This window comes from Limnohabitans sp. (assembly GCF_046052825.1).
GTDB lineage: Bacteria > Pseudomonadota > Gammaproteobacteria > Burkholderiales > Burkholderiaceae_C > Limnohabitans.
Window position 1 is genome coordinate 18,395 of the sequence record NZ_JAVLFP010000052.1, and the last position, 23,275, is coordinate 41,669.

General features: G+C 60.8%; 26 protein-coding genes. 17 read left to right on the plus strand and 9 right to left on the minus strand.

Annotated elements, in window-relative coordinates; all coding sequences use genetic code 11:
• Positions 1 to 72: 72 nt before the first annotated feature.
• Positions 73 to 345 (plus strand): BrnT family toxin, encoded by a 273-nt coding sequence (locus tag ACKWJN_RS08540; RefSeq protein WP_408595992.1) that lies wholly within the window; start codon positions 73 to 75, stop codon positions 343 to 345.
• Positions 305 to 574 (plus strand): BrnA antitoxin family protein, encoded by a 270-nt coding sequence (locus tag ACKWJN_RS08545; protein ID WP_408595993.1) that lies wholly within the window; start codon positions 305 to 307, stop codon positions 572 to 574. The genes ACKWJN_RS08540 and ACKWJN_RS08545 overlap by 41 nt, the downstream gene beginning before the upstream one ends.
• A 13-nt stretch (positions 575 to 587) precedes the next feature.
• Here the strand turns inward: ACKWJN_RS08545 and ACKWJN_RS08550 are convergent, their stop codons facing one another.
• From ACKWJN_RS08550 to hutC, 6 genes are read right to left on the minus strand one after another with little or no spacing between them, the layout of a single operon-like run.
• Entirely contained in the window at positions 588 to 1,514 is a 927-nt protein-coding gene (locus ACKWJN_RS08550) for a LysR family transcriptional regulator (RefSeq protein ID WP_408595995.1), read from the minus strand.
• A gap of 3 nt (positions 1,515 to 1,517) precedes the next feature.
• Positions 1,518 to 2,909, minus strand: a complete 1,392-nt coding sequence (locus ACKWJN_RS08555) for a formimidoylglutamate deiminase (RefSeq protein ID WP_408595997.1) — start codon at positions 2,907 to 2,909, stop codon at positions 1,518 to 1,520.
• A complete protein-coding gene (hutG, locus tag ACKWJN_RS08560) occupies positions 2,906 to 3,706 on the minus strand; it encodes an N-formylglutamate deformylase (RefSeq protein WP_408595999.1) in 801 nt (266 codons plus the stop codon). The genes ACKWJN_RS08555 and hutG overlap by 4 nt, the downstream gene beginning before the upstream one ends.
• A complete protein-coding gene (hutI, locus tag ACKWJN_RS08565; protein WP_408596001.1) occupies positions 3,703 to 4,929 on the minus strand; it encodes an imidazolonepropionase in 1,227 nt (408 codons plus the stop codon). The genes hutG and hutI overlap by 4 nt, the downstream gene beginning before the upstream one ends.
• The gene (locus tag ACKWJN_RS08570; RefSeq protein ID WP_408596003.1) at positions 4,926 to 5,510 is read right to left on the minus strand and encodes a HutD family protein; all 585 of its coding nucleotides are present in this window, start codon (positions 5,508 to 5,510) and stop codon (positions 4,926 to 4,928) included. The genes hutI and ACKWJN_RS08570 overlap by 4 nt, the downstream gene beginning before the upstream one ends.
• Positions 5,507 to 6,217: a histidine utilization repressor gene (gene hutC / locus ACKWJN_RS08575; protein WP_408596005.1), complete on the minus strand. Its 711-nt coding sequence runs from the start codon at positions 6,215 to 6,217 to the stop codon at positions 5,507 to 5,509. Before hutC ends, ACKWJN_RS08570 begins: the two co-directional genes overlap by 4 nt.
• A gap of 84 nt (positions 6,218 to 6,301) precedes the next feature.
• Here hutC and hutU point away from each other — a divergent pair, with 84 nt between their 5' ends.
• From hutU to ACKWJN_RS08595, 4 genes are read left to right on the plus strand one after another with little or no spacing between them, the layout of a single operon-like run.
• Positions 6,302 to 8,005 (plus strand): urocanate hydratase, encoded by a 1,704-nt coding sequence (gene hutU, locus ACKWJN_RS08580; protein ID WP_408596007.1) that lies wholly within the window; start codon positions 6,302 to 6,304, stop codon positions 8,003 to 8,005.
• 51 nt (positions 8,006 to 8,056) lie between these two features.
• Positions 8,057 to 9,001 (plus strand): ABC transporter substrate-binding protein, encoded by a 945-nt coding sequence (locus ACKWJN_RS08585; protein ID WP_408596009.1) that lies wholly within the window; start codon positions 8,057 to 8,059, stop codon positions 8,999 to 9,001.
• Between the two features lie 2 nt (positions 9,002 to 9,003).
• The gene (locus tag ACKWJN_RS08590) at positions 9,004 to 9,780 is read left to right on the plus strand and encodes an ABC transporter permease (RefSeq protein WP_408596011.1); all 777 of its coding nucleotides are present in this window, start codon (positions 9,004 to 9,006) and stop codon (positions 9,778 to 9,780) included.
• 4 nt (positions 9,781 to 9,784) lie between these two features.
• Positions 9,785 to 10,564 (plus strand): ABC transporter ATP-binding protein, encoded by a 780-nt coding sequence (locus tag ACKWJN_RS08595; RefSeq protein WP_408596013.1) that lies wholly within the window; start codon positions 9,785 to 9,787, stop codon positions 10,562 to 10,564.
• Positions 10,565 to 10,581: 17 nt separating this feature from the next.
• Here ACKWJN_RS08595 and ACKWJN_RS08600 read toward each other — a convergent pair whose 3' ends face one another.
• Both ACKWJN_RS08600 and ACKWJN_RS08605 read right to left on the minus strand, forming a co-directional pair.
• Positions 10,582 to 10,968 carry a type II toxin-antitoxin system death-on-curing family toxin gene (locus tag ACKWJN_RS08600; protein WP_408596015.1) on the minus strand — a complete coding sequence of 129 codons (387 nt, stop codon included), beginning with the start codon at positions 10,966 to 10,968 and terminating at the stop codon, positions 10,582 to 10,584.
• Positions 10,965 to 11,195: a hypothetical protein gene (locus ACKWJN_RS08605; protein ID WP_408596016.1), complete on the minus strand. Its 231-nt coding sequence runs from the start codon at positions 11,193 to 11,195 to the stop codon at positions 10,965 to 10,967. Before ACKWJN_RS08605 ends, ACKWJN_RS08600 begins: the two co-directional genes overlap by 4 nt.
• Before the next feature lie 183 nt (positions 11,196 to 11,378).
• Here ACKWJN_RS08605 and ACKWJN_RS08610 point away from each other — a divergent pair, with 183 nt between their 5' ends.
• The 11 genes from ACKWJN_RS08610 to ACKWJN_RS08660 are packed head-to-tail and all read left to right on the plus strand — an operon-like array spanning position 11,379 to position 22,606.
• Positions 11,379 to 13,520 (plus strand): xanthine dehydrogenase family protein molybdopterin-binding subunit, encoded by a 2,142-nt coding sequence (locus ACKWJN_RS08610; protein WP_408596018.1) that lies wholly within the window; start codon positions 11,379 to 11,381, stop codon positions 13,518 to 13,520.
• Positions 13,520 to 14,500 carry a dihydrodipicolinate synthase family protein gene (locus tag ACKWJN_RS08615; RefSeq protein WP_408596020.1) on the plus strand — a complete coding sequence of 327 codons (981 nt, stop codon included), beginning with the start codon at positions 13,520 to 13,522 and terminating at the stop codon, positions 14,498 to 14,500. Before ACKWJN_RS08610 ends, ACKWJN_RS08615 begins: the two co-directional genes overlap by 1 nt.
• A 33-nt stretch (positions 14,501 to 14,533) precedes the next feature.
• The gene (locus ACKWJN_RS08620; RefSeq protein WP_408596022.1) at positions 14,534 to 15,022 is read left to right on the plus strand and encodes a (2Fe-2S)-binding protein; all 489 of its coding nucleotides are present in this window, start codon (positions 14,534 to 14,536) and stop codon (positions 15,020 to 15,022) included.
• Positions 15,019 to 16,470, plus strand: a complete 1,452-nt coding sequence (locus ACKWJN_RS08625) for an FAD binding domain-containing protein (protein WP_408596023.1) — start codon at positions 15,019 to 15,021, stop codon at positions 16,468 to 16,470. Before ACKWJN_RS08620 ends, ACKWJN_RS08625 begins: the two co-directional genes overlap by 4 nt.
• Before the next feature lie 5 nt (positions 16,471 to 16,475).
• Positions 16,476 to 17,090: a 3-hydroxyanthranilate 3,4-dioxygenase gene (locus ACKWJN_RS08630; RefSeq protein WP_408596025.1), complete on the plus strand. Its 615-nt coding sequence runs from the start codon at positions 16,476 to 16,478 to the stop codon at positions 17,088 to 17,090.
• Between the two features lie 60 nt (positions 17,091 to 17,150).
• Positions 17,151 to 18,323 carry an ABC transporter substrate-binding protein gene (locus ACKWJN_RS08635; protein WP_408596027.1) on the plus strand — a complete coding sequence of 391 codons (1,173 nt, stop codon included), beginning with the start codon at positions 17,151 to 17,153 and terminating at the stop codon, positions 18,321 to 18,323.
• 49 nt (positions 18,324 to 18,372) lie between these two features.
• Positions 18,373 to 19,293 carry a branched-chain amino acid ABC transporter permease gene (locus ACKWJN_RS08640; protein ID WP_408596029.1) on the plus strand — a complete coding sequence of 307 codons (921 nt, stop codon included), beginning with the start codon at positions 18,373 to 18,375 and terminating at the stop codon, positions 19,291 to 19,293.
• On the plus strand, positions 19,290 to 20,276 hold the full coding sequence (locus ACKWJN_RS08645; RefSeq protein ID WP_408596031.1) for a branched-chain amino acid ABC transporter permease: 987 nt from the start codon (positions 19,290 to 19,292) through the stop codon (positions 20,274 to 20,276). Before ACKWJN_RS08640 ends, ACKWJN_RS08645 begins: the two co-directional genes overlap by 4 nt.
• Entirely contained in the window at positions 20,273 to 21,040 is a 768-nt protein-coding gene (locus ACKWJN_RS08650) for an ABC transporter ATP-binding protein (RefSeq protein WP_408596033.1), read from the plus strand. Before ACKWJN_RS08645 ends, ACKWJN_RS08650 begins: the two co-directional genes overlap by 4 nt.
• Positions 21,037 to 21,753 (plus strand): ABC transporter ATP-binding protein, encoded by a 717-nt coding sequence (locus ACKWJN_RS08655; protein ID WP_408596035.1) that lies wholly within the window; start codon positions 21,037 to 21,039, stop codon positions 21,751 to 21,753. Before ACKWJN_RS08650 ends, ACKWJN_RS08655 begins: the two co-directional genes overlap by 4 nt.
• Positions 21,746 to 22,606, plus strand: coding sequence for an alpha/beta hydrolase (locus ACKWJN_RS08660; protein ID WP_408596037.1), 861 nt, complete (start codon positions 21,746 to 21,748; stop codon positions 22,604 to 22,606). Before ACKWJN_RS08655 ends, ACKWJN_RS08660 begins: the two co-directional genes overlap by 8 nt.
• Positions 22,607 to 22,762: 156 nt before the next feature.
• On the opposite strand, the gene ACKWJN_RS08665 is transcribed toward ACKWJN_RS08660, so the two are convergent.
• Entirely contained in the window at positions 22,763 to 23,077 is a 315-nt protein-coding gene (locus ACKWJN_RS08665; protein WP_408596039.1) for an RNA recognition motif domain-containing protein, read from the minus strand.
• Between the last annotated feature and the right edge of the window lie 198 nt (positions 23,078 to 23,275).

A 23,275-nucleotide genomic window follows, 5' to 3' on the forward strand; every position in this document is an offset into this window, starting at 1 on the left:
TGCATCGAAACTAGCCCCTGTCAGTCAAGTTCGCGCCCTTGAATTTATATTTAATGGGGGTACAATAATTCAATGAGGCTTGAGTTCGATCCTGCAAAGCGAGACAAGACTTTGGCTGAACGTGGGTTGGACTTCGCGCGCGCCAGCGAGATCTTTGATGGCTTGCATTTGACGGGACAAGACACAAGGCAAGACTACACAGAAGACCGTTTCATCACCGTAGGCCACCTAGAGGGCCGTTTGGTTGTATTGGTTTGGACACCACGCGGCGATCTGCGCCGCATCATCAGCATGAGGAAAGCAAATGACCGCGAAAAAGCCTTCTACGACCGCTACGTGGAATGATCTGGACGATGCGCCAGAGCTGACAGAAAAATTTTTCAAAACGGCCGATCAATACAAAGGCTCACAACTCCAAAAGCGGGGGCGTCCAAAAGCAGCCGTGACCAAAGAGCCCGTCAAACTTCGACTCGATGCTGACGTATTGGCTGTTCTCCGTGCAAGTGGCGAGGGTTGGCAAACTCGCATCAACGACACCTTACGTGCGTCGCTCAAGCTAGCGGGAAGGGTTTGACTGCGGCCCTGTCTCAGGCCTTGCCTGCGTGCATTTTGAAATGCGCCATGAACGCCTGCGCAGCGGGCGATGCGTCCACCCCTGATTTGGTCAGCGCCACGATTTGCCGAGACACCGTGGGCGACACCAAGGCCACCGTGCTGATGGTGGTGGTCGACGACAGCGATTGCACCCGCGAAATGGCGTAAGACGGCAACACCGACACGCCCTCACCCGCCGCCACCAACCCCAAGGCGGTGGCCACTTGGGACACCTCATACGCGGGTTGTATGCGCCGACTCCAACGCGCAAAGGCTTGGTCCACCAAGGTGCGCAAGCCACTGCCATGACGCATCAAAATCAAAGGCTCGCTCAGCAGGTCTTGCCATGCCACCTCACGTTGCATGGCCAAGGGGTGGGCGCTGTGGCACGCGAGCATCAAGGTGTCGGCGTACAAGGGCGTGGCATGCACATCGAACGCATCGTCGTTGGCAGTGCACACCGCCATGTCCACTTGGGCCTGGCGCACCAGCGCAGGCAATGAATCCACCGGACCATCGAGCAACTCCACCCGCACTTGAGGGTGGAGCAAACGAAAACTCGCAATCAGTTGCGGGAACAGGGCACTGGCCAACAAGGGCGTGGCCACCAAGCGCAGCACGCTGTCTTTCATGTGCTGCACGGCTTGGAGATCGTTCAAGCCCTGTTCCAACTCGGCAAACACACGCTCCACCGTGGGTAAAAACTGTTGCCCTGCCGGGGTCAACACCAAGCGGCGTGTGGTGCGCTCAAACAGGCGCACGCCCAAGTCGTCTTCCATGGCACGCACCAGCATCGACAAGGCCGATGGCGTGAGGTGCAGCCTGGCCGCAGCCCGTGTCATGCTCGACTCTTGCGCCACGGCCACAAAGGCGCGCAATTGACGCAGGCTCAGGTTGGAGGTGGCAAGTTTGGAAGACATGACTCAAAGAATAGCCTGCATGGCGGCCAAAAATGGGGCGCGGTGCTTCTGTTTTTCAGAGACCACCTCCTGCCCCGCCACCACACGGCGACGCCAACTGGGAGAGGGTGAGGAAAAAACCAAGGCGTCCAGCACCTGGGGCAAAGGAATACCTGCCAGCGCATCGCTGTGGGTGTCCAGCTCCAGCCAATCGGCGCGCTGACCCAGCGCCAGCCCGCCCAACGGCAAGCCGGTGGCCGCCACGCCGCCGCGCCAGGCGTTGTCCAGCAACACGGCAGCCGAAGAACCCAAACCGTGCTGGCCATCGAGCGCCACATTGCGGCGTTGCCCACGCAGGCGTTGACCGTATTCCAGCCAACGCAACTCTTCCAGCCAATTGCGGTTGATGTGGCTGTCGGTGCCAATTGACCAGCGCAGCCCCTCCCCCAGGGCTTGCGGCAGTTCAAAAAAACCATCCCCCAAATTGGCTTCGGTGCTGGGGCAAATCACCACACTGGCGTCGCGCTGCGCCAGGCCCTGGATTTCCTCAGCCGTCGCATGGGTGGCGTGCACCAAGTTCCAACGTGCGTCCACTGGGGCGTGGTCCAGCAACCATTCAATGGGTCGTTGTCCATGGTGGTTCAAGCAATCGTTGACCTCTTTCATCTGCTCGGCCACATGGATGTGAATCGGCCCATCGGTCACCCCCGATGCCACCTCGTTCAAAGCCACCGCATCCACGGCACGCAAGGAATGCAAAGCCACGCCTGCGTTCAACAGCGGCGCTGACTGGGGCGATGCGCCCAGTGCTGCGCGACGCGCCACAGCGTTGACGGCATCGCGCAAAGCCAGCACCGACTCAGGGGTGGAGGCAAAGCGACGCTGCATTTCAGTGAGCCCCGGCTGGCCAAAGCCTTGGTTCATGTACAGCGTGGGCAACACGGTCAGGCCAATGCCCACGGTTTGCGCCGCACGCACCAAAGCCCAGGTCATCTCGCCCGGGTCGGCATAGGTGCGGCCATCGGGTGCGCGGTGCAGGTAATGGAATTCGCACACCTGGGTGTAGCCTGCGTCCAGCAACTCGGCGTACAGCCAAGTGGCAATGGCCTCCAGTTGTTCAGGCCCAACCGACAAAGCAATGCGGTACATGCGCTCGCGCCAACTCCAAAAATCATCTCCCGCGCGTTGGCTGTTTTCGGCCAAGCCCGCCATGGCGCGTTGAAACGCGTGGCTGTGAGCATTGACCATGCCAGGAATCACCCAACCCACGGCGCTGGCGCCTTGGGCCTGCTCAGGCGTGGGCGAAGGGATGATGGCCGACCAGCAGCCACTCGCATCGGCCTCAAGCAGCACATGGGCCACCCAAGCGCAGTGTGTCTCGCCGGGCAACCAGGCCTGTTGGGCCAGCCACTTCATCGCGGCAAGGCCTTCACAGCATCCAGGCCTGCACGCAGCATGGCTTGGAGCACGGGCTGGCACTTGGCAGCCAAGACCGGGTCGTAGGCATAGGGTGCCACTTCTTGCATGTACAAGCTTTGGCATTTCTCCAGTTGCACGGCATGGATGCCACCCGCTGGGTTGCCGTAGTGGCGCGTGGTGTAGCCGCCTTTGAAGCGACCATTCACCACGCTGCTGATGGCTGGCGCATCTTGGCAAGCCAGCGCCACCGCTTGGGTGACCCGCGCATCGGCGGCTTTGCCGTCGGCGGTGCCAATGTTGAGGTCGGGCAAGCGCCCCTCAAACAACCACGGAATGGCGCTGCGAATGCTGTGCGCGTCCCACAGCAACACCTGTCCGTGTAACGCTTGGAGTCGTTGCAGCTCTTGCGCCAAGGCCTGGTGGTAGGGCGCCCAATACTGGCTGCGGCGCTCAAGTCGATGCGCCAACGAAGGCTCAGCGCCCGGCAGGTACAAGGCGTCGCCTGTGAAAAAGCGTGTGGGGCACAGCTCGGTGTTGGACGCGCCGGGGTACATGGGCGCGTCGTCGGGGGGGCGGTTGAGGTCAATCACATAACGCGAGGTGGTGGCGCGCAGCACGCTCGCCCCCAAGCCGTCCAGAAAGTTGTAGAGCGTGGCCAAGTGCCAATCGGTGTCTTCCACGTCCAGCGCACGCGGCACATACAAGGCACGCAGCTCGTGCGGAATGTCGGTGCCAATGTGTGGCATGCACACCAGCAAGGGCGCGCTGCCCTGCTTCAAGTCAAACACGTTCATGGGGTGATCTCTTTCTGGGGCTGACCACCCCAAATGGTGTGTTGTCGGGGGTTGGCCCCGATGGCATAACAAAGCTCCGCCGGGTGCGCCACATCCCACAGCACAAAGTCAGCGCGCTGCCCGGCCACCAGCTGGCCTCGGTCGTGCAAACCCAAAGCCTGCGCCGCATGGCGGGTGGCACCCAAAATGGCCTCTTGAGGCGTCAAGCGCATCAACGTGCAGGCCATGTTGAGCATCAGCAACATCGAGGTGCACGGTGAGCTGCCCGGGTTGCAGTCGGTCGACACCGCCATGGGCACGCGGTGTTCTCGCAACCAAGCGATGGGGGGCAAGCGGGTTTCGCGCAAAAAGTAAAACGCACCCGGCAGCAGCACGGCCACCGTGCCCGCCCCCGCCATGGCGCGCACGCCGTCTTCGCTCAACCACTCCAAGTGGTCGCAGCTCAAGGCGCCATACTGGGCGGCCAAAGCCGCCCCGTGGCTGTCGCTGAGCTGTTCGGCATGCAGCTTGACGGGCAAGCCCAAACGCTGCGCGGCTTGGAACACCCGCTCGGTTTGCGCCAGGCTGAAACCAATGCGCTCGCAAAACACGTCCACCGCATCGACCCAGCCACCGTCTTTGAGCGGGCCCATCATGTCGATCACAGCTTGGATGTAGTCGTCAGGGCAGCCTGCGTATTCAGGCGGCAGCGCATGGGCCCCCAAGAAGGTGGTGCGCACGTGCACCGCATGCTGCTGGCCCAAACGCCTGGCCACCAGCAAGCACTTGCGCTCATGCTCAAGCGACAAGCCGTAGCCAGATTTGATTTCCACCGTGGTCACGCCCTCGGCCATCAGCGCTTTCAGGCGGCGTTGGGCCTGTTGGTACAGGGCCTCAGGCGACGCCTCTCGGGTGGCGTTCACGGTCGACACAATGCCACCACCCGCGCGCGCCACTTCTTCGTAGCTCGCGCCGTTGAGCCGCAGCTCAAATTCATGCGCACGTTGACCGCCGTACACCAAGTGGGTGTGGCAATCGACCCAACCCGGCGTGATGAGCGCGCCCTGTGCGTCGTGCACCTCGGCCACCGTCGACCACTGCGGTGGCAGTTCGCGCACAGGCCCTGCCCACACGATCTGTTCGCCGTCACACACCAAGGCACCGTCGTCGATCAAGCCATACCCATCGGCGGCACCCGTGGCGCAGGTCACCAATCGGGCATGGGTCCACAGCTGAGGTTTCATGCAGCACCTTCGATGAACAGCCACAGGGCATGCGGGCTGTGCACTTGCACCGCCTCGTGTGGGGCCAGCACGCGCCAAGCCAAGCTGTGGCGTGGCACCGACATCGAATGCGTGCCCTGCGTGATGCGGGTGTCGTCGTGCAGGGCAAACACGGCGGCCAAGCCCGCGACAGCGGGTGTGAACGCATGCGTCTGCGCGCGCAAGCGTTGCATGTGCGCGGGCAAGCCTCGGGTCATCAGGTTGAAGTCGAGCGTGGGGCCGTCGATCAAGTCACAGTCGCAGCGCCATTCGCCATCAAAGGCCAACACCTCGCTGTGCGCATCCAAGCGGTGGGTAGCCTGCGGAAAACGCAACACCACGCCTGCGCCGTCGAGCACGGCAAACCAACGCTGGGTTTGCTCAAAGCGCGAGAACGGACCATGGGCCGCCACATCGGCCACGGACAGACGCCAGCGCCAATCGGTGCCGGTGCTTGACGGGCCAGACAACAACTCGCGCGTGACACCGCCACCATTGCGCCAGGGTGTGGCCGCCACATCGGCCAGTGCCAGCACTTGCCAATCTGTGTGGTGCGTCGTCATGCTTGAAACTCTCCGTTGAAGCTGTAGCGCGTGCCCGGATACACCAAGCGCGCCAAACTCGCCACATGGCTGGCACTGACCGTGCGGCGCACCATCACCAAGCAGGCCTCGTGCTTGCGAATGCCCAGCAGCTTGGCCTCTTCGGCGCTGGGCAAGCTGGCTTCGATGGAATAGCTGGCTTGGGTCAAGGGCGCGTGGTCGAGCAAGTGGCGCGTGGGCGTGGTTTGGCTGAAGTCGGTTTTCAAATAATCAGGGGCGGCCAGTGGGTTGACATAGCGGTCTTCGTATTGAATGGGCACGCCGTTTTCCAAATGAATCAACACCGTGTGAAACACCGACTGCCCAGTGCGCAAAACCATGCGTTGCGCCAGAGCTTGCGGCGCACGCAAGGTTTCCACCGTGACGATGCGTGTGGCGTGAAGGTGTCCGCGCTCGGTGACTTCTTCTTGCACGTCACGGATGGTGAGTTGTGACGACACCTGGTGCAACTCAGCCACGAAAGTGCCCGAGCCTTGCACACGCCGCACCAGGCCTTCGGCCATGAGTTCGCGCAGCGCACGGTTGATCGTCATGCGACTCACGCCAAACTGGTGCATCAACGCACTTTCGCTGGGCACCGGGTCGCCCGATACCCAGACACCCAAACCAATTTGGGTGCGCACAAAGGTCTTGACTTGTTCGTAAACCGGTGCTGATGCAGAGCTCATGACTAGGGAGAATACTACGATTGACAGAAGTTGTATAGACAACTACAGTAAATTCCAATTGCACATTTGACAACAATTTTCACCATGACCGACCACTCTATTTCCAAGCACCTGACGTCCAAAGCGCGTCCCGTCAAAGCACCGCATGGCAGCACCTTGCATTGCGCGAATTGGGAGATTGAGGCCGCCTACCGCATGATCCAAAACAACCTCGACCCCGAGGTGGCTGAAAACCCCGACGCCCTGGTGGTGTACGGCGGCATCGGCAAAGCCGCGCGCAATTGGGAATGCTTTGACATGATTTTGGATGCGCTGCGCAAGCTCCAACCCGACGAAACACTGCTGGTGCAGTCGGGCAAACCGGTGGGCGTGTTTCGCACCCACACAGGCGCGCCGCGGGTGCTGATTGCCAACTCCAACCTGGTGCCCAAGTGGGCCACCTGGGAGCACTTCAACGAACTCGACCGTGCGGGCCTGATGATGTATGGGCAAATGACCGCTGGCAGCTGGATCTACATTGGCAGCCAAGGCATTGTGCAAGGCACCTACGAAACTTTTGTAGAGGCAGGCCGACAACACTTCAACGGAGATCTCTCAGGCCGCTGGGTCTTGACCGCAGGCTTGGGTGGCATGGGCGGCGCGCAGCCTTTGGCGGCCACCTTTGCAGGTGCCTGCTCACTCAACATCGAGTGCCAGCAATCGCGCATCGACTTTCGCTTGAAGACCCGCTACGTCGACAAACAAGCCGCCAACTTGGACGAAGCCTTGGCCATGATTGCGCACCACACGCAGCGCAAAGAAGCGGTGTCCATCGCCGTGTGCGGCAACGCCGCCGATCTGTTGCCCCAACTGGTGGAGCGCGTGAAACAAGGTGGCATTCGCCCCGACATCGTGACCGACCAAACCTCGGCCCACGACATCATCAACGGCTACTTGCCCAGCGGTTGGACGCTGGATCAATGGCATGCGGCGCAACGCGACCCGGCCCAACACGCCGCCCTCACCCAAGCAGCGGGGGCCTCCTGCGCCACCCACGTCAGAGCCTTGTTGGCGTTTCATGACATGGGCATTCCCACGGTGGACTACGGCAACAACCTGCGCCAAGTGGCCAAAGATTTTGGCGTGGCCAACGCGTTCGATTACCCAGGCTTTGTGCCCGCCTACATCCGCCCGTTGTTTTGCCGCGGCGTGGGCCCCTTCCGTTGGGTGGCTTTGAGCGGCGACCCCGAAGACATTTTGAAAACCGACGCCAAACTCAAAGAACTCTTCCCCCACAACCAGCCCCTGCACCGCTGGCTGGACATGGCCGAAGAACGCATCAGCTTCCAAGGCCTGCCCGCACGCATCTGCTGGATCGGTTTGGGCGAGCGCCACTTGGCGGGCTTGGCCTTCAACGAGATGGTGCGCAACGGCGAGCTCAAAGGCCCGATCGTGATTGGCCGTGACCACCTCGACAGCGGCTCGGTCGCTTCACCCAACCGCGAGACCGAAGCCATGAGGGACGGCAGCGACGCGGTCAGCGACTGGCCTTTGCTCAACGCCTTGCTCAACACCGCCAGTGGTGCCACCTGGGTCAGCTTGCACCATGGCGGTGGCGTGGGCATGGGTTATTCGCAACATGCGGGCGTGGTCATCGTGGCCGATGGCACACCAGCGGCTGGCGACAAATTGGCCCGCGTCTTGTTCAACGACCCCGCCACTGGTGTGATGCGTCATGCCGATGCGGGCTATGAATCGGCCCAAGCCTGCGCCCGTGAGAACGGGCTGAATCTTCCGATGCTGGGTTAACGCCCGCTGCTTTTTTGTTCCCCCCTTCCCTTACTTTCACAAGGAGTTCGCATGAAAAAAATCGCCACCCTCGCCCTGGCCGCCGCCCTGAGTTGCGCCGCCTCCGCCCAAGACACCTCGGTCAGCATTGCGCTGTCGGGCTGGACCGGCTTTGCGCCGCTCACCCTGGCCAAAGAAGCGGGCATTTTCAAAAAGAATGGCCTGGATGTGAGCTTGAAAAAAGTGCCGCAAAAAGACCGCCACTTGGTCATCGCTTCGGGTGATGTGCAATGCGCGGCCACCACGGTGGAGACCTGGATTGTGTGGAACGCCAACGGCGTGGCCACCACCCAAATCTTCCAACTCGACAAGAGTTACGGTGCCGACGGCATGGTGGTGAAGTCTGACATCGGCAAGATCAGCGACCTCAAAGGCAAGACCGTGGCCGCCAGCGCCCCCGGCACCGCGCCTTACTTCACCCTGGCGTGGATGCTCAGGAAAAACGGCTTGACGCCCAAAGACGTGAAAGTGGTCAACCTAGAGCCCCAAGCTGCCGCCAACGCCATGATTGCAGGCAACGCAGGCCTGGATGCGGCCATGACCTACGAGCCTTATTTGGGCGCGGTGCGCAGCAAGCCAGAAGCCGGCAAGATCATTGCCACCACGCTCGACTACCCCATGATCATGGACACCTTTGGTTGCACACCGAAGTTCTTGGCCGACAACCCCAAAGCGGCCAAAGCCATTGCCGACAGCTACTTTGAAGCGGTAGAGATGATTGCCAAAGAACCCAAGAAGAGCTTTGAGATCATGGGCGCCGACGTCAAGCAAAGCGCCGAACAGTTTGAAGCCAGCCAAAAATACCTGCGCTGGCAAGACCGTGCCGCCAACCAAAAGTTCTTCAGTGGCGAGCACGCGCAGTTCAGCAAAGAAGCCGCCGAGTTGCTGCTGGAAGTCGGCATCATCAAGCAGCTGCCTGACATGAGCAAGCTGGCCGACACACGCTTTCTGAAGTAAGCATGCGCCCGCTGCAAGCTGTGTCACCCGGCGCGAAAGTCGCGCTGGGTATTTCGTTCTTCGTGGTGTTTTTTGCGGTCTGGGCCGCCGCCACCTTGAGCGGCTATGTGCCCAAAACATTTTTGGCTGACCCGCTGACCATGTTCAAGTCGGGCGCTGATTTGCTGCTCCACCAAGGTTTTCTCTACGACATTGGCATGACCGTGTGGCGCGTGCTGGGCGGCTTTGTGATTGCTGCTGTGCTGGCCATTCCGCTGGGCGTGTTGATGGGTGCCTACAAACCCATCGAAGCGTTTTTTGAACCCTTCGTCAGCTTTGCCCGTTACTTGCCCGCCTCGGCGTTCATCCCGTTGCTCATTTTGTGGGCCGGCATTGGCGAGAGCCAAAAACTGGCGGTCATCTTCATTGGCTCGTTTTTTCAGCTGGTGCTCATGATTGCCGTCTCGGTGGGCAACACCCGGCGCGATTTGGTAGAAGCTGCGTACACCTTGGGCGCCAAAGACCGTGGCGTGGTCACGCGCGTGTTGCTGCCCAGCGCGGCACCCGAAGTGGCAGAAACCTTGCGCATGGTGCTGGGCTGGGCCTGGACCTATGTGATCGTGGCCGAGTTGATTGGGGCTTCTAGCGGCATTGGCCACATGATCACCGACAGCCAGGCCTTGATGGCGACCGACCAGATCATTTTCGGCATCATCGTCATTGGTGCCATTGGCTTGGTCACCGACTACGCCTTCAAATCTTTCAACCGCTGGTTGTTTCCTTGGGCTCGTTTGAGCTGATTGCATGTCCATTCTTCACATCCACGAGGTCAGCAAGACCTTTCGCAGCCAAGGCCAAGACACCCAGGCGCTGCTGGCCACCAGCTTGAGCGTGGCGGAAAACGACTTCATCACCATCCTGGGGCCCTCAGGCTGCGGCAAGTCCACCTTGCTGCGCATGGTGGCGGGCTTGGATGTGCCGACCACGGGCCACATTGAGCTTGACGGCCACACTGTCACCGAGCCCGGTGCCGACCGTGGCATGGTGTTTCAAAGCTACACCTTGTTTCCATGGCTCACGGTGCTGCAAAACGTTTGCTTTGGCCTGCGTGAAAAAGGCCTGCCTGTGGCTGAGCAAGAGGCCATCGCCCGGCAGTTTTTGCAGCAAGTGGGCTTGCAAGACTTTGCCCAGCACTTTCCCAAACAGCTCTCGGGTGGCATGCAACAGCGCACCGCGCTGGCACGCGCCCTGGCCAACAACCCACGCATCTTGCTGATGGACGAGCCGTTTGGCGCCCTCGACCACCAAACCCGCGAGCTGATGCAAGAGCTGCTGCAAGACATTTGGCAGTCGCAACGCAAGACCGTGTTGTTTGTCACCCACGACATCGACGAAGCCATCTTCATGGGCAACCGTGTGGTGGTGATGAGCGCGCGCCCCGGTCGCATCAAGTGCGACTTGCCGGTCGAGCTGCCCTACCCCCGGCACTACTCGGTCAAGACCACCGTCGCTTTCAGCGAGCTCAAAGCGCGCTTGACCGAAGAGATCCGCATCGAGGTGCGTCGGGCCAGTGGGTTGGAATAGCCGGAGCCGAAACTTCGTCATCGATCCACAGAACTGGCAAAGCTTCTCAACCATGGCTCAAGATGTGCGATGTCAAAAGTGCCCGAATCAAACATCTGCATCATCTCTTGATAGATCCTGCTCGAAGCGCGTTTCAAGCGCCACCCATTGATTCGCAGAAATACATCGACGACAGCAAAAGCAATGCGCTTATTGCCATCGATGAATGGATGGTTGATGGCCAAACTTTCCATCAAAGCTGCGGCTTCAGACACGATGTCTTGGTAATAGCCGGTATGAACTCGAAACAAAGCTGACTCCAACGCGCCTTTGTCTCGAACACCTGAAGCGCCGCCGTAGCGTTGTATCAAGACCGTGTGAAGTTTGAGTACATCCTCAACAGTCAGGTAGTCACGGCGATTCACTTGGCCAAATCACGGTAGAGGGTATCGAACTCTTCCAAACTTGAAGCAAACGCTGTCGTCACATGCTTGCTTGAAACTGCACCTTGTTGACGCTCAATGTAATCACGCAAAGCCTCGTCCAAGACCACTTGAAATTGGCGACCTTGGGCATCTGCAATTTGACGCAAAGCCAGCAATACATCAGGCGCGGCCTGAGATGAAAATACTTCTTGAGCGACAACAGTCATGTTCAACTCCCTCATGACGAATCTGGGTCATGGATGATAAGGCAATGACAGATTTTGAAGGCACAAGCGTGCCTCCACCCACTATCCCGCGCTTGTTCGGGAAACGTCATTGCACAACTTCCCTGCACGATTGTTCAATTTATGTTGCTACGGTTGTGATCCAGGCTTTGGTTAAATAGCTGGGTGACACAGCCCAGCCATTCATCCCCTGAACACAGTTTCACACGGCGTGAAGACGATGCCTTGCTGCGCGGCAAAGGCTGCTTTGGGCAAGACGTGGCGCTGCCGGGGGGGTGGCACATCGCCTTCGTGCGCAGTCCGCACGCGCATGCCAAATTGCGACGCATCGACAGCGAAGCTGTTCCTCTCCAAGGCTTGGTGGCTGTGTTGACCGCAGAAGATTTGGCGGAGCACGCCATGCCCCCAATCAACCCCTTGTTGCCGCTGCTGCACCAAGAAAATTTTTCACTGCTGGCCACCCATACCCTGACCTATGTGGGCCAACCGGTCGCGGTGGTGGTGGCGCTCACCCGCGCGTTGGCGCAAGCCGCAGCAGCGCAGGTGGTGCTGCACTGCCAAGCTTTGCCTGCACGCACGGACCACCACATCCAACCCGACAGCGCCCCGCCCCCCACCACGCGCACCGTCCACCGCCATGGCGTGCTGCCCCAGCACAGCGCGCACGTGGCACAGGTGCACTTGGTGTCTCCCCGCGTGACGGCGATGGCCATGGAGCCTCGCGCGTGCAGCGCGCAGTGGCATGAGCACGATGAAGAGGAAAAATCCAGCATCACCATTTGGCTGGGCAGCCAAACCCCCTCCCGTGCCCGCGCCGACATGGCCCAGGTGCTGGGTTTGCCACACAGCCAGGTGCGCTTGATCAGTCCCGATGTGGGCGGTGCCTTTGGCGCCAAGGCCTCGGTGAGTCCCGAAGATTTGCTGGTCGCTTTGACAGCCCAATGTCTGCGAGCCACCGTCAGTTGGACGGCCACCCGCTCTGAAGAGTTTGCCGCGGGCATGCAAGGTCGGGGCTCGACCATGCAAGGGCGTTTGCAGCTGGATGACCAAGGCCACTTCACAGGCTTGACCGCTGATCTGCAGTTTGCCTTGGGGGCTTGGCTGCCGTTCTCGGCGGTGGTGCCTCTGCGCAATGCCGCCCGCATCTTGCCGGGTCCCTACCGGACGATGGCGCTCGAGGTGACAGGCCATGCCACCCAAGCGCATGCGGCGCCAGTCAACATTTACCGGGGCGCAGGTCGGCCTGAGGCGGCCTTGCTGATGGAAACCTTGGTGGAGCAAGCCGCGCGTTTGGCCGGCATGGACCCGGTGGCGCTGCGCCTCAAGAACCTGATTGCTGCCGACCAAATGCCCTACGCCACCGCCAGCGGCGAGGTGCTGGACTCGGGGAACTTTGCCGCCTTGCTGCGCCAAGCCTGCGACAAGTTTGGCTACGACCGCGAACGCCAACAACAAGCCGAGCGCCGCGCACGCGGTGAGTGGGTGGGCATTGGCCTGGCCTTGTATGTGGAGCCGTGTGGCCAAGGCTTTGAGTCGGCCCGTGTGACCTTGCAGGCCGATGGTCGCGTCACCGTGGCCAGTGGCGCACCGGCACAAGGCCAAGGACATGCCACCACCTTTGCACACATTGCCGCAGAGGCCCTGGGCTGCGACGCGTCGCTTGTGACGGTTTGGATGGGCGACACCGACCACTGCCCCAACGGCACGGGCGCCTTGGCCAGCCGCAGCACCGCCATTGGCGGCAGCGCCATTCTGCAAGCGTGCCGCACAGCCTTGGCCTTGCGCGAAGGTGGCGCGCCTTACCCCATCGTGGTGGACGACACCTTCACCAGCGACGAAGCGTGGAGCAGCGGCTGCGTGATCGCCCGCATGGCCATCGACCCCGACACCGGCCACCCCACGATCGAGCGCTTGGTGTGGGCCGATGACGCGGGGCACATCGTCAACCCCACCTTGGCGCACGGCCAACTCATCGGTGGCGCCGCACAAGGCTTGGGCCAAGCCATGATGGAACGTTTGGTCTACGACCGCCAAGGCCAGCTCATCACGGGCTCGCTGATGGACTACGCCGTCCCCCGTGCCGACGACATGCCCGCGATCGAGATCACCTCTTTGCACACACCCAGCCCCAACAACCTGTTGGGCGCCAAGGGGGTGGGTGAAGCCGGCTGCATCGGCGTGCCTGCCGCCTTGATGAATGCCGCACGCGACGCCCTCTCGCCCTTGGGCGAGTGCGACTTGAATTTCCCCCTCACGTCAGAACAACTCTGGCGTGTCATGCAACCACGTTTCGACAAGGACCTGTGATGAAGTACACCAAATCTGAAGCCAAAACTTATGCCCGCCAACACATGGTGGGCGTATGGGCGGCCAACCTGACGCCGTTTGATGCCAATGGACAACTCGACGAGCAAGCCTACCGTGAGAACCTGCGCCACTGGATCAATGACTTGCAACTAGGCGGTCTGTTCATTGCGGGCAAGCAGGGCGAGTTTTTCTCGATGAGCCTGGACGAACGCAAAGCCCTGATTCGCATCTCGGTGGAAGAAGCCGCCAAGGCCGGTGACCGGGGCGGTATAGGCCATTGCGGCATCGTCACCTCATGCTCGGACACCAACCTGGATGTGGTGTTGGAACTGGGCCGCTATTCGCAAGAGGTGGGTGCCGACTACGTGATCGTGCACAGCCCGGTGTTGCACTTTGGCGCGCACACCGATGAGACCATTTACGAGTACTACCGCCACCTGACCGAGCAACTCGACATTGGCTTGGCCATGTGGAACCACCCCGACTGCGGCTATGTGATGAGCCCAGAGTTGTGCAACCGGATTGCCGACTTGCCCAGTGTGGTGGCCATCAAGTACAGCACCGACCGCGCAGCCTACATCCGACTCACCGAGTTGGCAGGCCACAAAATTCACGTCAGCAACCCCGACGAAGAAGACTGGCTCGAGAACATCATCGAATTGGGCTGGAAGCTCTACCTGTGCTCCACCCCACCGTTTTTATTACAGACCCAGGTGGACCAGCGCATGAACGAATACACCCGCTTGGCGTTTGCCGGGAAGTTTGACGAGGCCCGCCAAGTGCGCGACAGCCTCGAGCCCGTGCGTCAAGCCATTCGCCGCTCCAAACCCAAAGGCAAGCCCCAGGCGCACAGCAAATACTGGCAAGACCTGCTGGGCCAACACGGCGGCTTGGTGCGCCGGCCCTTGTTGCAATTGACCGACGCCGAGCGCGAGGCCACACGCGTGGCCTTTGCCGAATCGGGTTTACGACTGAAGTAACCCAGCGCCAAGACCTTGGCCATCCCGTTCTCCATGACCCATCCATTGCACTTCACACTCAACGGCCAGCCCACCACGCTGGATGTCGCGCCTTCGGCTTGGCTGCTGGATGTGTTGCGCGATGGCTGTGGGCTCAAGGGCACCCACCAAGGCTGCGACACCGCGCAGTGCGGCGCTTGCACCGTGCTGGTGGATGGCTTGGCCGTGAAGTCCTGCAACCGCTTGGGGCTGCAAACCCAAGGGCGCAGCGTGACCACCATCGAAGGCGTGGCTCCCAACGAACACGCGCTGCATGTGATGCAGCAGTGCTTCACCCGCCACCATGCCTTGCAGTGCGGTTTTTGCACCGCAGGTTTTGTGATGCGGGCCTTGGCCATGGTGAACGAGGCTGTGCCCGCCCAAGAGCATGCGGTGCGGGCTGCGCTGTCGGGCAACCTGTGCCGCTGCACCGGGTATGAGGGCATTGTCAAAGCCGTCTGCGAGGGCTTGCAATTGCTGCGTCAACTGGACACGGCACCATGACATCCGTGCAGTACCTGCGCCCGCAATCGCTCACCGCGCTGGAGCGCTTGCTGCAGCAACACCCCCAGGCGCAACTGTTGGCGGGTGGACAAAGCTTGCTCGCCGCCATGCGCTTGGGGCTGACCCAACCCTCGCACTTGCTCGACCTGCAAGACCTGCCTGAGTTGCACAACCTTCAGCGCGAACACGACCATGTGTGGATCGGAGCCATGGTCACGCATGCGCGCATTGCCGCAGATGCCGAGTTGCAACGCCACCACCCCATGCTGGCCCAATTGGCGGCGGGCATTGCAGACCCACAAGTGCGCAACGTGGGCACCCTGGGCGGCTCCTTGGCCAACAACGACCCTGCGGCCTGTTGGCCAGCCGGGGTGTTGGCCAGTGGCGCCACGCTCACGACCAACCAGCGCGAACTGCCTGCGGACGCTTTTTTCACCGACTTGTTCACCACCGCGTTGCAGCCCGGTGAGGTGTTGTTGGGCGTTCGTTTCCCAGCATGCGCCAGCGCCCAATATGTCAAGTACGAGCAGCCCGCTTCGCGCTTTGCCCTGGTGGGGGTGGCCGTGACACGGGCCACCGGGCACCACCACAGCCCCGTGCGCGTGGCCATCACGGGTTTGGGGCACGGTGTGCGGCGTTGGCCCGAAGCCGAAGCCGCTTTGCAAGCGCAATGGTCGGTGCAGGCCCTGAATGGTTTGCACTTGCCCGAAGACTGGGCCCAAAGCGATGTGCACGCCAGTGCCCGCTACCGCGCCCACTTGAGCGCCGTGCTGTGCCGCCGTGCGGTGGCAGCCGTCACAGGCGAATCGGCCAGCCTCTCAGCACACACCACCGCCTCAACACCCAGGCAGCCAATCGCAGCACCCATGGCACAGCCAGCGGCTCAACACGAGGGTGCCATCACCGGCCGTCACCACCTGCCGCATCCGCTGCGCTCGGTGTGGCACGCCCTGCTCGACCCGGCGGTGTTGCAGCCCTGCATTCCAGGGTGCGAAGCCCTGCAGCGCCTGGACGAAACCCACTTCAGCGCGGTGGTGAAGGTGGGTCTGGGGCCGGTGTCGGCACGCTTTGTCACACAGATACAACTCACGCCGGTGCGCACCCCGGACCAAGGCGAACCCACCGAATGCCATTTGTATGTGGCTGGTGATGCAGGCAGCTTGGGCCAAGGCAGCGCCACGGTGGTGGTGCAGATGCACAGCGAAGTCTCGGACAACGGCGCCCCAGGCACGCGCTTGGTGTGGCTCGCCACACCCCACATGAGCGGTCGCTTGGCGCAACTGGGCAACCGCCTGCTGCAAGCCAGCGCGCGCAGTTTGAGTGCGCAGTTTTTTGTGCGTTTGACGCAGGTCATGGGCGGCGCGAAGACGGTACCTGTGTCCAGCGGTTTCTTTTATGCTTGTTTTTCGGGCCTCATGCGTTGGCTCCAACATTTCTTCAAAAGGTAAGCACCATGTCTTCCACGCCTTCGTTCAAGAACCCGCCCTCGCCCACGCTGTACAGCGCGCCGCTGAACTTCAACCATTGGGTGGATGAGCATGCGCATTTGCTCAAGCCACCGGTGGGCAACCAGCAGATCTGGAAAAACTCGGACCTGATTTGCACCGTGGTGGGTGGTCCCAACCAACGCACCGACTTTCATGTGGACCCGTTTGAAGAGTACTTTCACCAATTCAAAGGCAATGCCTCGGTGTTGATTGCCGACCGCGGCAAGATCGAGCGCATCCACCTGCGCGAGGGCGATGTGTTCTTGCTGCCCGCTTTCGTGCGTCATTCCCCACAACGGCCCGAAGCAGGCAGCTTGTGCACCGTGATCGAGCGCAACCGCCCGGTGGGAGAGATCGACGTGTTTGAGTGGTACTGCGCCCAATGCGGGCACTTGGTGGCCAGCCGTGAGTTGCAACTGCAAAGCATTGTGGAAGACCTGCCCAAGGCGTTTGCCTCGTTCTACGACACCAGCGATGCTGAGCGCACCTGCACGCAGTGCGGCACCGTGCACACCGGACGCGACTGGCAAACTTGGCATCAAATTTGCGGACGTAGTTTCGTGAAAACCCTGATGCCATAAATTATTTCAAGATTAAAATATCTCCAACCATTCCAACCTTCCACCACACGAGACGCCTCCATGATGAAAACTTCTGTCAAGACCTTCTCAGTCGCTTGCGCCCTGGCCATGACCGGCCTGGCAGCCCAAGCGCAGCAGCCGCTGAAAATTGGTTTCTTGGGCACCTTGTCTGGGCCCGCTGGTGCCTTGGGTCAAGACCAATACGACGCTTTCATGTTGGGGCTCGAACACCTGGGCGGCAAGCTGGGCAACAGCGCAGTGCAGGTGCTGAAAGAAGACGACCAACTCAAACCCGATGTGGGTGTGGAGTTGGCCAAAAAGCTGATCGAAAAAGACAAAGTGAACATCATCACTGGCGTGACGTTCTCCAATGTCATGATGGCCGTGCACAAGCCCATCACCGATGCGGGCGTGTTCTTGGTGGGCTCCAACGCGGGCCCCACCCCCATCACGGGCAAGGGTTGCAGCCCCATGTACTTCTCAACGTCTTGGAACAACGACTCGCTGCACGAGTCGATGGGTGCCTATGCCCGTGAGCAAGGTTACAAGCGCGTCTACCTGATGGCGCCCAACTACCAAGCCGGCAAAGACGCTTTGGCGGGCTTCAAGCTTCAATACAAAGGCGAAGGCCTCGACGAGATTTACACCCAGATCAACCAACCCGACTACTCGGCTGAAATTGCCCAACTGCAAGCGGCCAAGCCCGACGCGGTGTATGTGTTTTACCCAGGTGGCATGGGCGTGAACTTCGTCAAGCAATACCAACAAGCGGGTTTGCTGGGCAAGGTGCCGTTGTTGTCGGCCTCCACCGTGGACGGCACCACGCTGCCCGCGCTCAAAGACATTGCCTTGGGTGTCATCACCGGTTCGCCTTACAGCCCGGACATCGACAACCCACAGAACAAAAAATTTGTAGACGACTTCCGCAAGAAATACAACCGCGTGCCGTCTCTGTATGCCGCGCAAAGTTATGACGCGGCCATGTTGATCAACTCGGCCTTGCTCAAAACCCAAGGCAAGTTGGACCGCGAGCCCTTCCGTGCTGCAATGAAGCAAGCCAACTTCAAGTCGGTGGCAGGTCCCTTCCGGTTCAACAACAACCAGTTCCCCATCCGCAACTTCTACCGCGTGGATGTGGCCAAGGACAGCAGCGGTCAAGCTGCGTTTGTGAACAAAGGTGTGGTGCTCAAAGACCACGCCGATCCACACGCCAGCCAGTGCGCCATGAACTGATGGGTTTGCACACGGCGCCAACTACTTCGACGCGTCTTGGCCTGAACGCATGACGTCGTCGCTGTTTTTCATCCAACTCCTCAACGGCCTGCAACTCGGCGTGCTGTTGTTCATGCTGTCGGCCGGCTTGACGCTGGTGTTTGGCATCATGAGCTTCGTCAACCTGGCGCACGGCTGCTTGTACATGATGGGCGCCTACTTTGCGGCCACCGTGTACGCGGCCACCGACTCGTTTGTGGCCGCCGGTGTGGCCGCGGTGCTGGGCGGGGGTGTGTTGGCCGCGCTGCTGGAGTGGGTGGTGGCACGGCGCTTGTACACGCGCGACCACCTGGACCATGTGTTGGCCACCTTTGGTTTGATTTTGTTTTTCAATGAGCTGGCACGTTGGGTGTGGGGCGCGTCGCCCTCGTACATGAACGTGCCGCCCGCCTTGTCGGGCACGATCGACATCTTGGGCGTCATGTACCCCATGTACCGCTTTGCCATCATCAGCGCGGGGTTGATCGCGGCGCTGGGTTGTTATTTGTTGATTGCCAAAACGCGGGTGGGCATGCTGATTCGTGCGGGCTCGCTCAACCCCACCATGGTGGCGGCCTTGGGCGTGAACATCCGCTTGCTCAACGCCTTGGTGTTTTCGCTCGGCGGCGCGCTGGCAGGCTTGGCGGGCTTGATGAGCAGCCCCATCTTGTCGGTGCAACCCGGCATGGGTGAACCGATTTTGATTTTGGTCATGATCGTCATCGTGATCGGTGGCATTGGCTCGGTGCAAGGCGCGTTTTATGCGGCCTTGATGGTGGGCGTGATTGACACCGCAGGCCGCGCCTTCTTGCCCCTGTTGCTGCGCGAGTTCATCGACCGCAGCAGCGCCCAAGCGGCGGGCCCCGCCATTGCATCGATGTTGACCTGCATCTTCATGGCCACCGTGTTGGCCTTGCGCCCGCAGGGCTTGTTCCCGGTGAAAAACACATGAAAACACGCCTGTCTCTGGTCATCACCACGGGCTTGTTGCTGGTGCTGGCGGTCTTGCCTCTGTATGCACGGTGGGTGGATGAGCCGTTCTTGCTGACCTTTTCAACCCGTGCCTTGGTGCTGGCCTTGGCCGCTTTGAGTTTGAACCTCGTGCTGGGCTTTGGTGGCATGGTGAGTTTTGGCCATGCCCTGTACCTGGGCCTGGGCGCCTACAGCGTGGGCATCTTGGCCAGCCACGGCGTGGACAACGGCGCGCTGCAATTGCTGATCACCGTGGTGCTGTGCGCTGTGGTGGGTGTGGCCACGGGCTGGGTGTCGCTGCGCACCAGTGGCATTGGCTTCATCATGATCACGCTGGCGTTTGCCCAAATGTTTTATTACCTGTTTGTCAGCCTCAAGCAGTACGGCGGCGACGACGGTTTGTCGATCTCGCTGCGCAGCCAATTGCTGGGCCTGGACATGGGCGCGCCGCTCACGCTTTACTACAGCGCGTTTGCCTGTGTGCTGGCGGTGGTGGTGTGGACGCAGCACTTGGTGCACGCGCCCTTTGGCATGGTGCTGCAAGCCTGCCGCATGAACGAGCGGCGCATGAATGCCTTGGGTTTTCACACCTTGCGATACAAGCTCAGTGCCTACGTGCTGTCGTGCGTGATCGCGGGCGTGGCGGGCTTTTTGTACGCCAACCTCACGGGCTATGCCTCGCCGGCCTACTTGGCCTGGACGGTCTCGGGCGAACTGATTGTGATGGTGGTGCTGGGCGGCATGGGCACGGTGCTGGGCCCCTTGGTGGGTGCCTTGGCGCTGCTGGGCTGCGAAGAACTGCTCAAGGGCTTGACCGAGCACTGGCCCATCATCCTAGGCCCCTTCATTGTGTTGGTGGTGCTGCTGGCACGCCGAGGCTTGTATGGCCTGGCACTCGATTGGGATGCCCGCCACGCGTCGCGTCAGGCGTCTCGTGATGCGTCAAGCGGAGCGTCGGCATGAGCGCGCACCTGACAGCACCGCTGCACACACAGGCCTTGGTCAAACGCTATGGCGGTTTACTGGCCACCGACCACGTGAGCCTGACCCTGGCACCAGGCGAACTGCACGCCATCATTGGCCCCAACGGTGCGGGCAAAACCACCCTCATTGGCCAACTCGGTGGCGAGCTGCGCCCCGACAGCGGCGATGTGTTGTTGCAAGGCGAGTGCGTGACCCACCTGCCCGCGGCAGACCGTGCGTTACGAGGCCTGGCCCGTTCGTACCAAATTTCGTCGGCTTTTCCAGAGTTCACCGTGCTCGAATGCGTGGCCTTGGCCAAACAAGCGCATGCGGGTCACAGCTTTGGTTCGTGGCGTGCCCTGCTGCAACGCACACAGTTGGTCGACCCAGCCGAACACGCCATTGCCCAAGCGGGCCTGAGCCACCGCATCACGCAGCGCGTGTCTGAGCTGGCCCACGGCGAGCGCCGTCAGTTGGAACTGGCCATGGTGCTGGTGGGTCAACCCCAGGTGCTGCTGCTGGACGAACCCATGGCAGGCATGAGCCACCAAGAGTCGATGAAGGTGGTCGACTTGCTGGCCGCCCTCAAAGGCCGCTACACCCTGTTGCTGGTGGAGCACGACATGCAAGCCGTGTTTGCCTTGGCCGACACCATCTCGGTGTTGGTCAACGGCGCCATCATTGCCAGCGGCAAACCCGAAGACATTCGCCAACACCCCGATGTGCGCACCGCCTATTTGGGCGATGAGGAGCTGCCCGCATGAGCACCACCGCCTTGCTGCAAGCGCACGACCTGGAGACCTGCTATGGCGACGCCCAAGCCCTGTTTGGTGCCAGCCTGTCGGTGGCCGAGGGCGAATTTGTCACCCTGCTTGGGCGCAACGGCATGGGCAAAACCACCACCGTGCGTTCGGTCATGGGCATCATGACGCCGCGCCAAGGGCGCATTGTGTTTGCGGGCCAAGACATCACCCGTCTTCCCTCACACCAAATTGCCCGCCTAGGCATTGGCCTGGTGCCCGAACAACGCCAAGTGTTTGCCAACCTCACGGTCTATGAAAACCTGGTGGCCACGGCCCACAACCGCTTGAACCAACGCGAGCCGTGGACGCTGGAGCGTGTGTACCAGTTGTTCCCGCGCCTCAAAGAACGCGCAGGCAACTTGGGGTCGAATTTGTCGGGCGGCGAACAACAAATGCTGGCCATTGGCCGTGCGCTGATGACCAACCCACGCTTGCTGATCTTGGACGAAGCCACCGAGGGCCTGGCTCCGCTGGTGCGCGCCGAGATTTGGCACTGTTTGCACACCCTCAAGACCTCGGGCTTGTCGGTGCTGGTGATCGACAAAAACCTGGTGCCCCTGATGCGCTTGGCAGACACCCACTACATCCTGGAAAAAGGCCAAACCATTTGGCACGGCAGCTCCGACAGCCTGATGGCGGCACGGCACGACCTCAAGGACAGCCTCGGTGTCTGATTGGCGCAGTTGGCCGCAGGCCGAGTTAGAACGCCAATACGACGCGCGAGGCACCGTGCCCGACATTGCGGTGGAACTCCAAGCCTACCGCGATGCATCGTCCCCGATGTACCAGCTCACGCCCTGCGTGCGTGATGTGGCCTATGGCAGTGGGCCCGACGAAACCCTCGACCTCTTTCCGGTGGCAGGCCATCCCGAGGCCCCTTTGTTGGTGTTCATCCATGGCGGCTACTGGCGTGCTTTGCACAGCCAAGACTCGGTGTTCATGGCGCAGCAGTTCACGGCACACGGCGTGGCGGTGGCGTCCATCAACTACACCTTGGCACCCCAAGCCACGCTGGCGCAGATCGTGACCCAATGCCAACGCGCCGTGACTTGGTTGCTCAAAGACGCCACAGCCCATGGCGTGGCCCCGCAACGCACCGTGCTGTCGGGCAGCTCAGCCGGGGCGCACTTGGCGGCCATGCTGCTTGCACCCGCTTGGCAAGCTGAACACGGTTTGGCTCCCCACGCATTGTGTGGTGGCGTGTTGCTCAGCGGCCTGTACGACCTGGAACCTGTGCAACGCTGCGTGCCCAACACCTGGCTCAAGCTGAGCGACGCAGACACCCTCGCCTTGAGCCCCATGCACCACCTGCCCCACCCACAAGTGCCGCTGCATGTGGCGGTGGCCGAGCACGACACCGATGAATTCAAACGCCAGTCACATGACTACGCTGCTGCATGCCGTGCGCAAGGCAATGCGGTGACGTGGCACGAAGCGCAAGAGCGCAACCACTTCAACATCGTGCTCGACTGGATGGATGCGCAGAGTGCGTTGTTTCAGGCCACGATGGGGTTGATGCGTGGCTAAGCATTCAGCGCCATGTTGAGCGGCCTGCCTAAAAGGTAAAGGCAAAATCAAAATCAACACCATGACCAAGCCCTCAACCTCACGCGTCGACTACGCGACATCGATGCAAAAAAAAACCAGCAGTGACGCTGGCTTTTCTGAATCGACGTTCAAGCTTTAATAGTTGCCGCCGCGGTTACCTTCGTAACCTCCGCCGTAGCCACCGCTACGGGGCGGGCGTGCTTCCATTGGGCGGGCGATGTTCACAGTCAGATCACGGCCACCCATGTTCTTGCCGTGCAGGCCTTGGATGGCTGCCTCGGCTTCTTGGCTGTTGGACATTTCGACAAAGCCAAAGCCTTTGGAGCGACCGGTGTCACGTTCCATCATCACCTTGGCAGATTGCACTTGGCCAAAGGCAGAGAATTGTTGGACGAGATCGTCATCACGAACCGAATAGGTCAGATTGCCGACATAAAGTTTGCTACTCATTTTGAGTCTTTCAAAAAAACGCGCCTTGCGATTGCGTTGGGCGCAGGTTAAAAACAGGGAGTGGAGGATTCAAGCCAGCGAGCTGGGATTGATCAACCAGTTGCGACCTTGTGCGGCTGCATACATCAGCGCGCTGTCCTGACATTTGAATTCAGGTTTGAAGGTGTAAATGCGGTCATTCGTCTGCGATCCCTCACC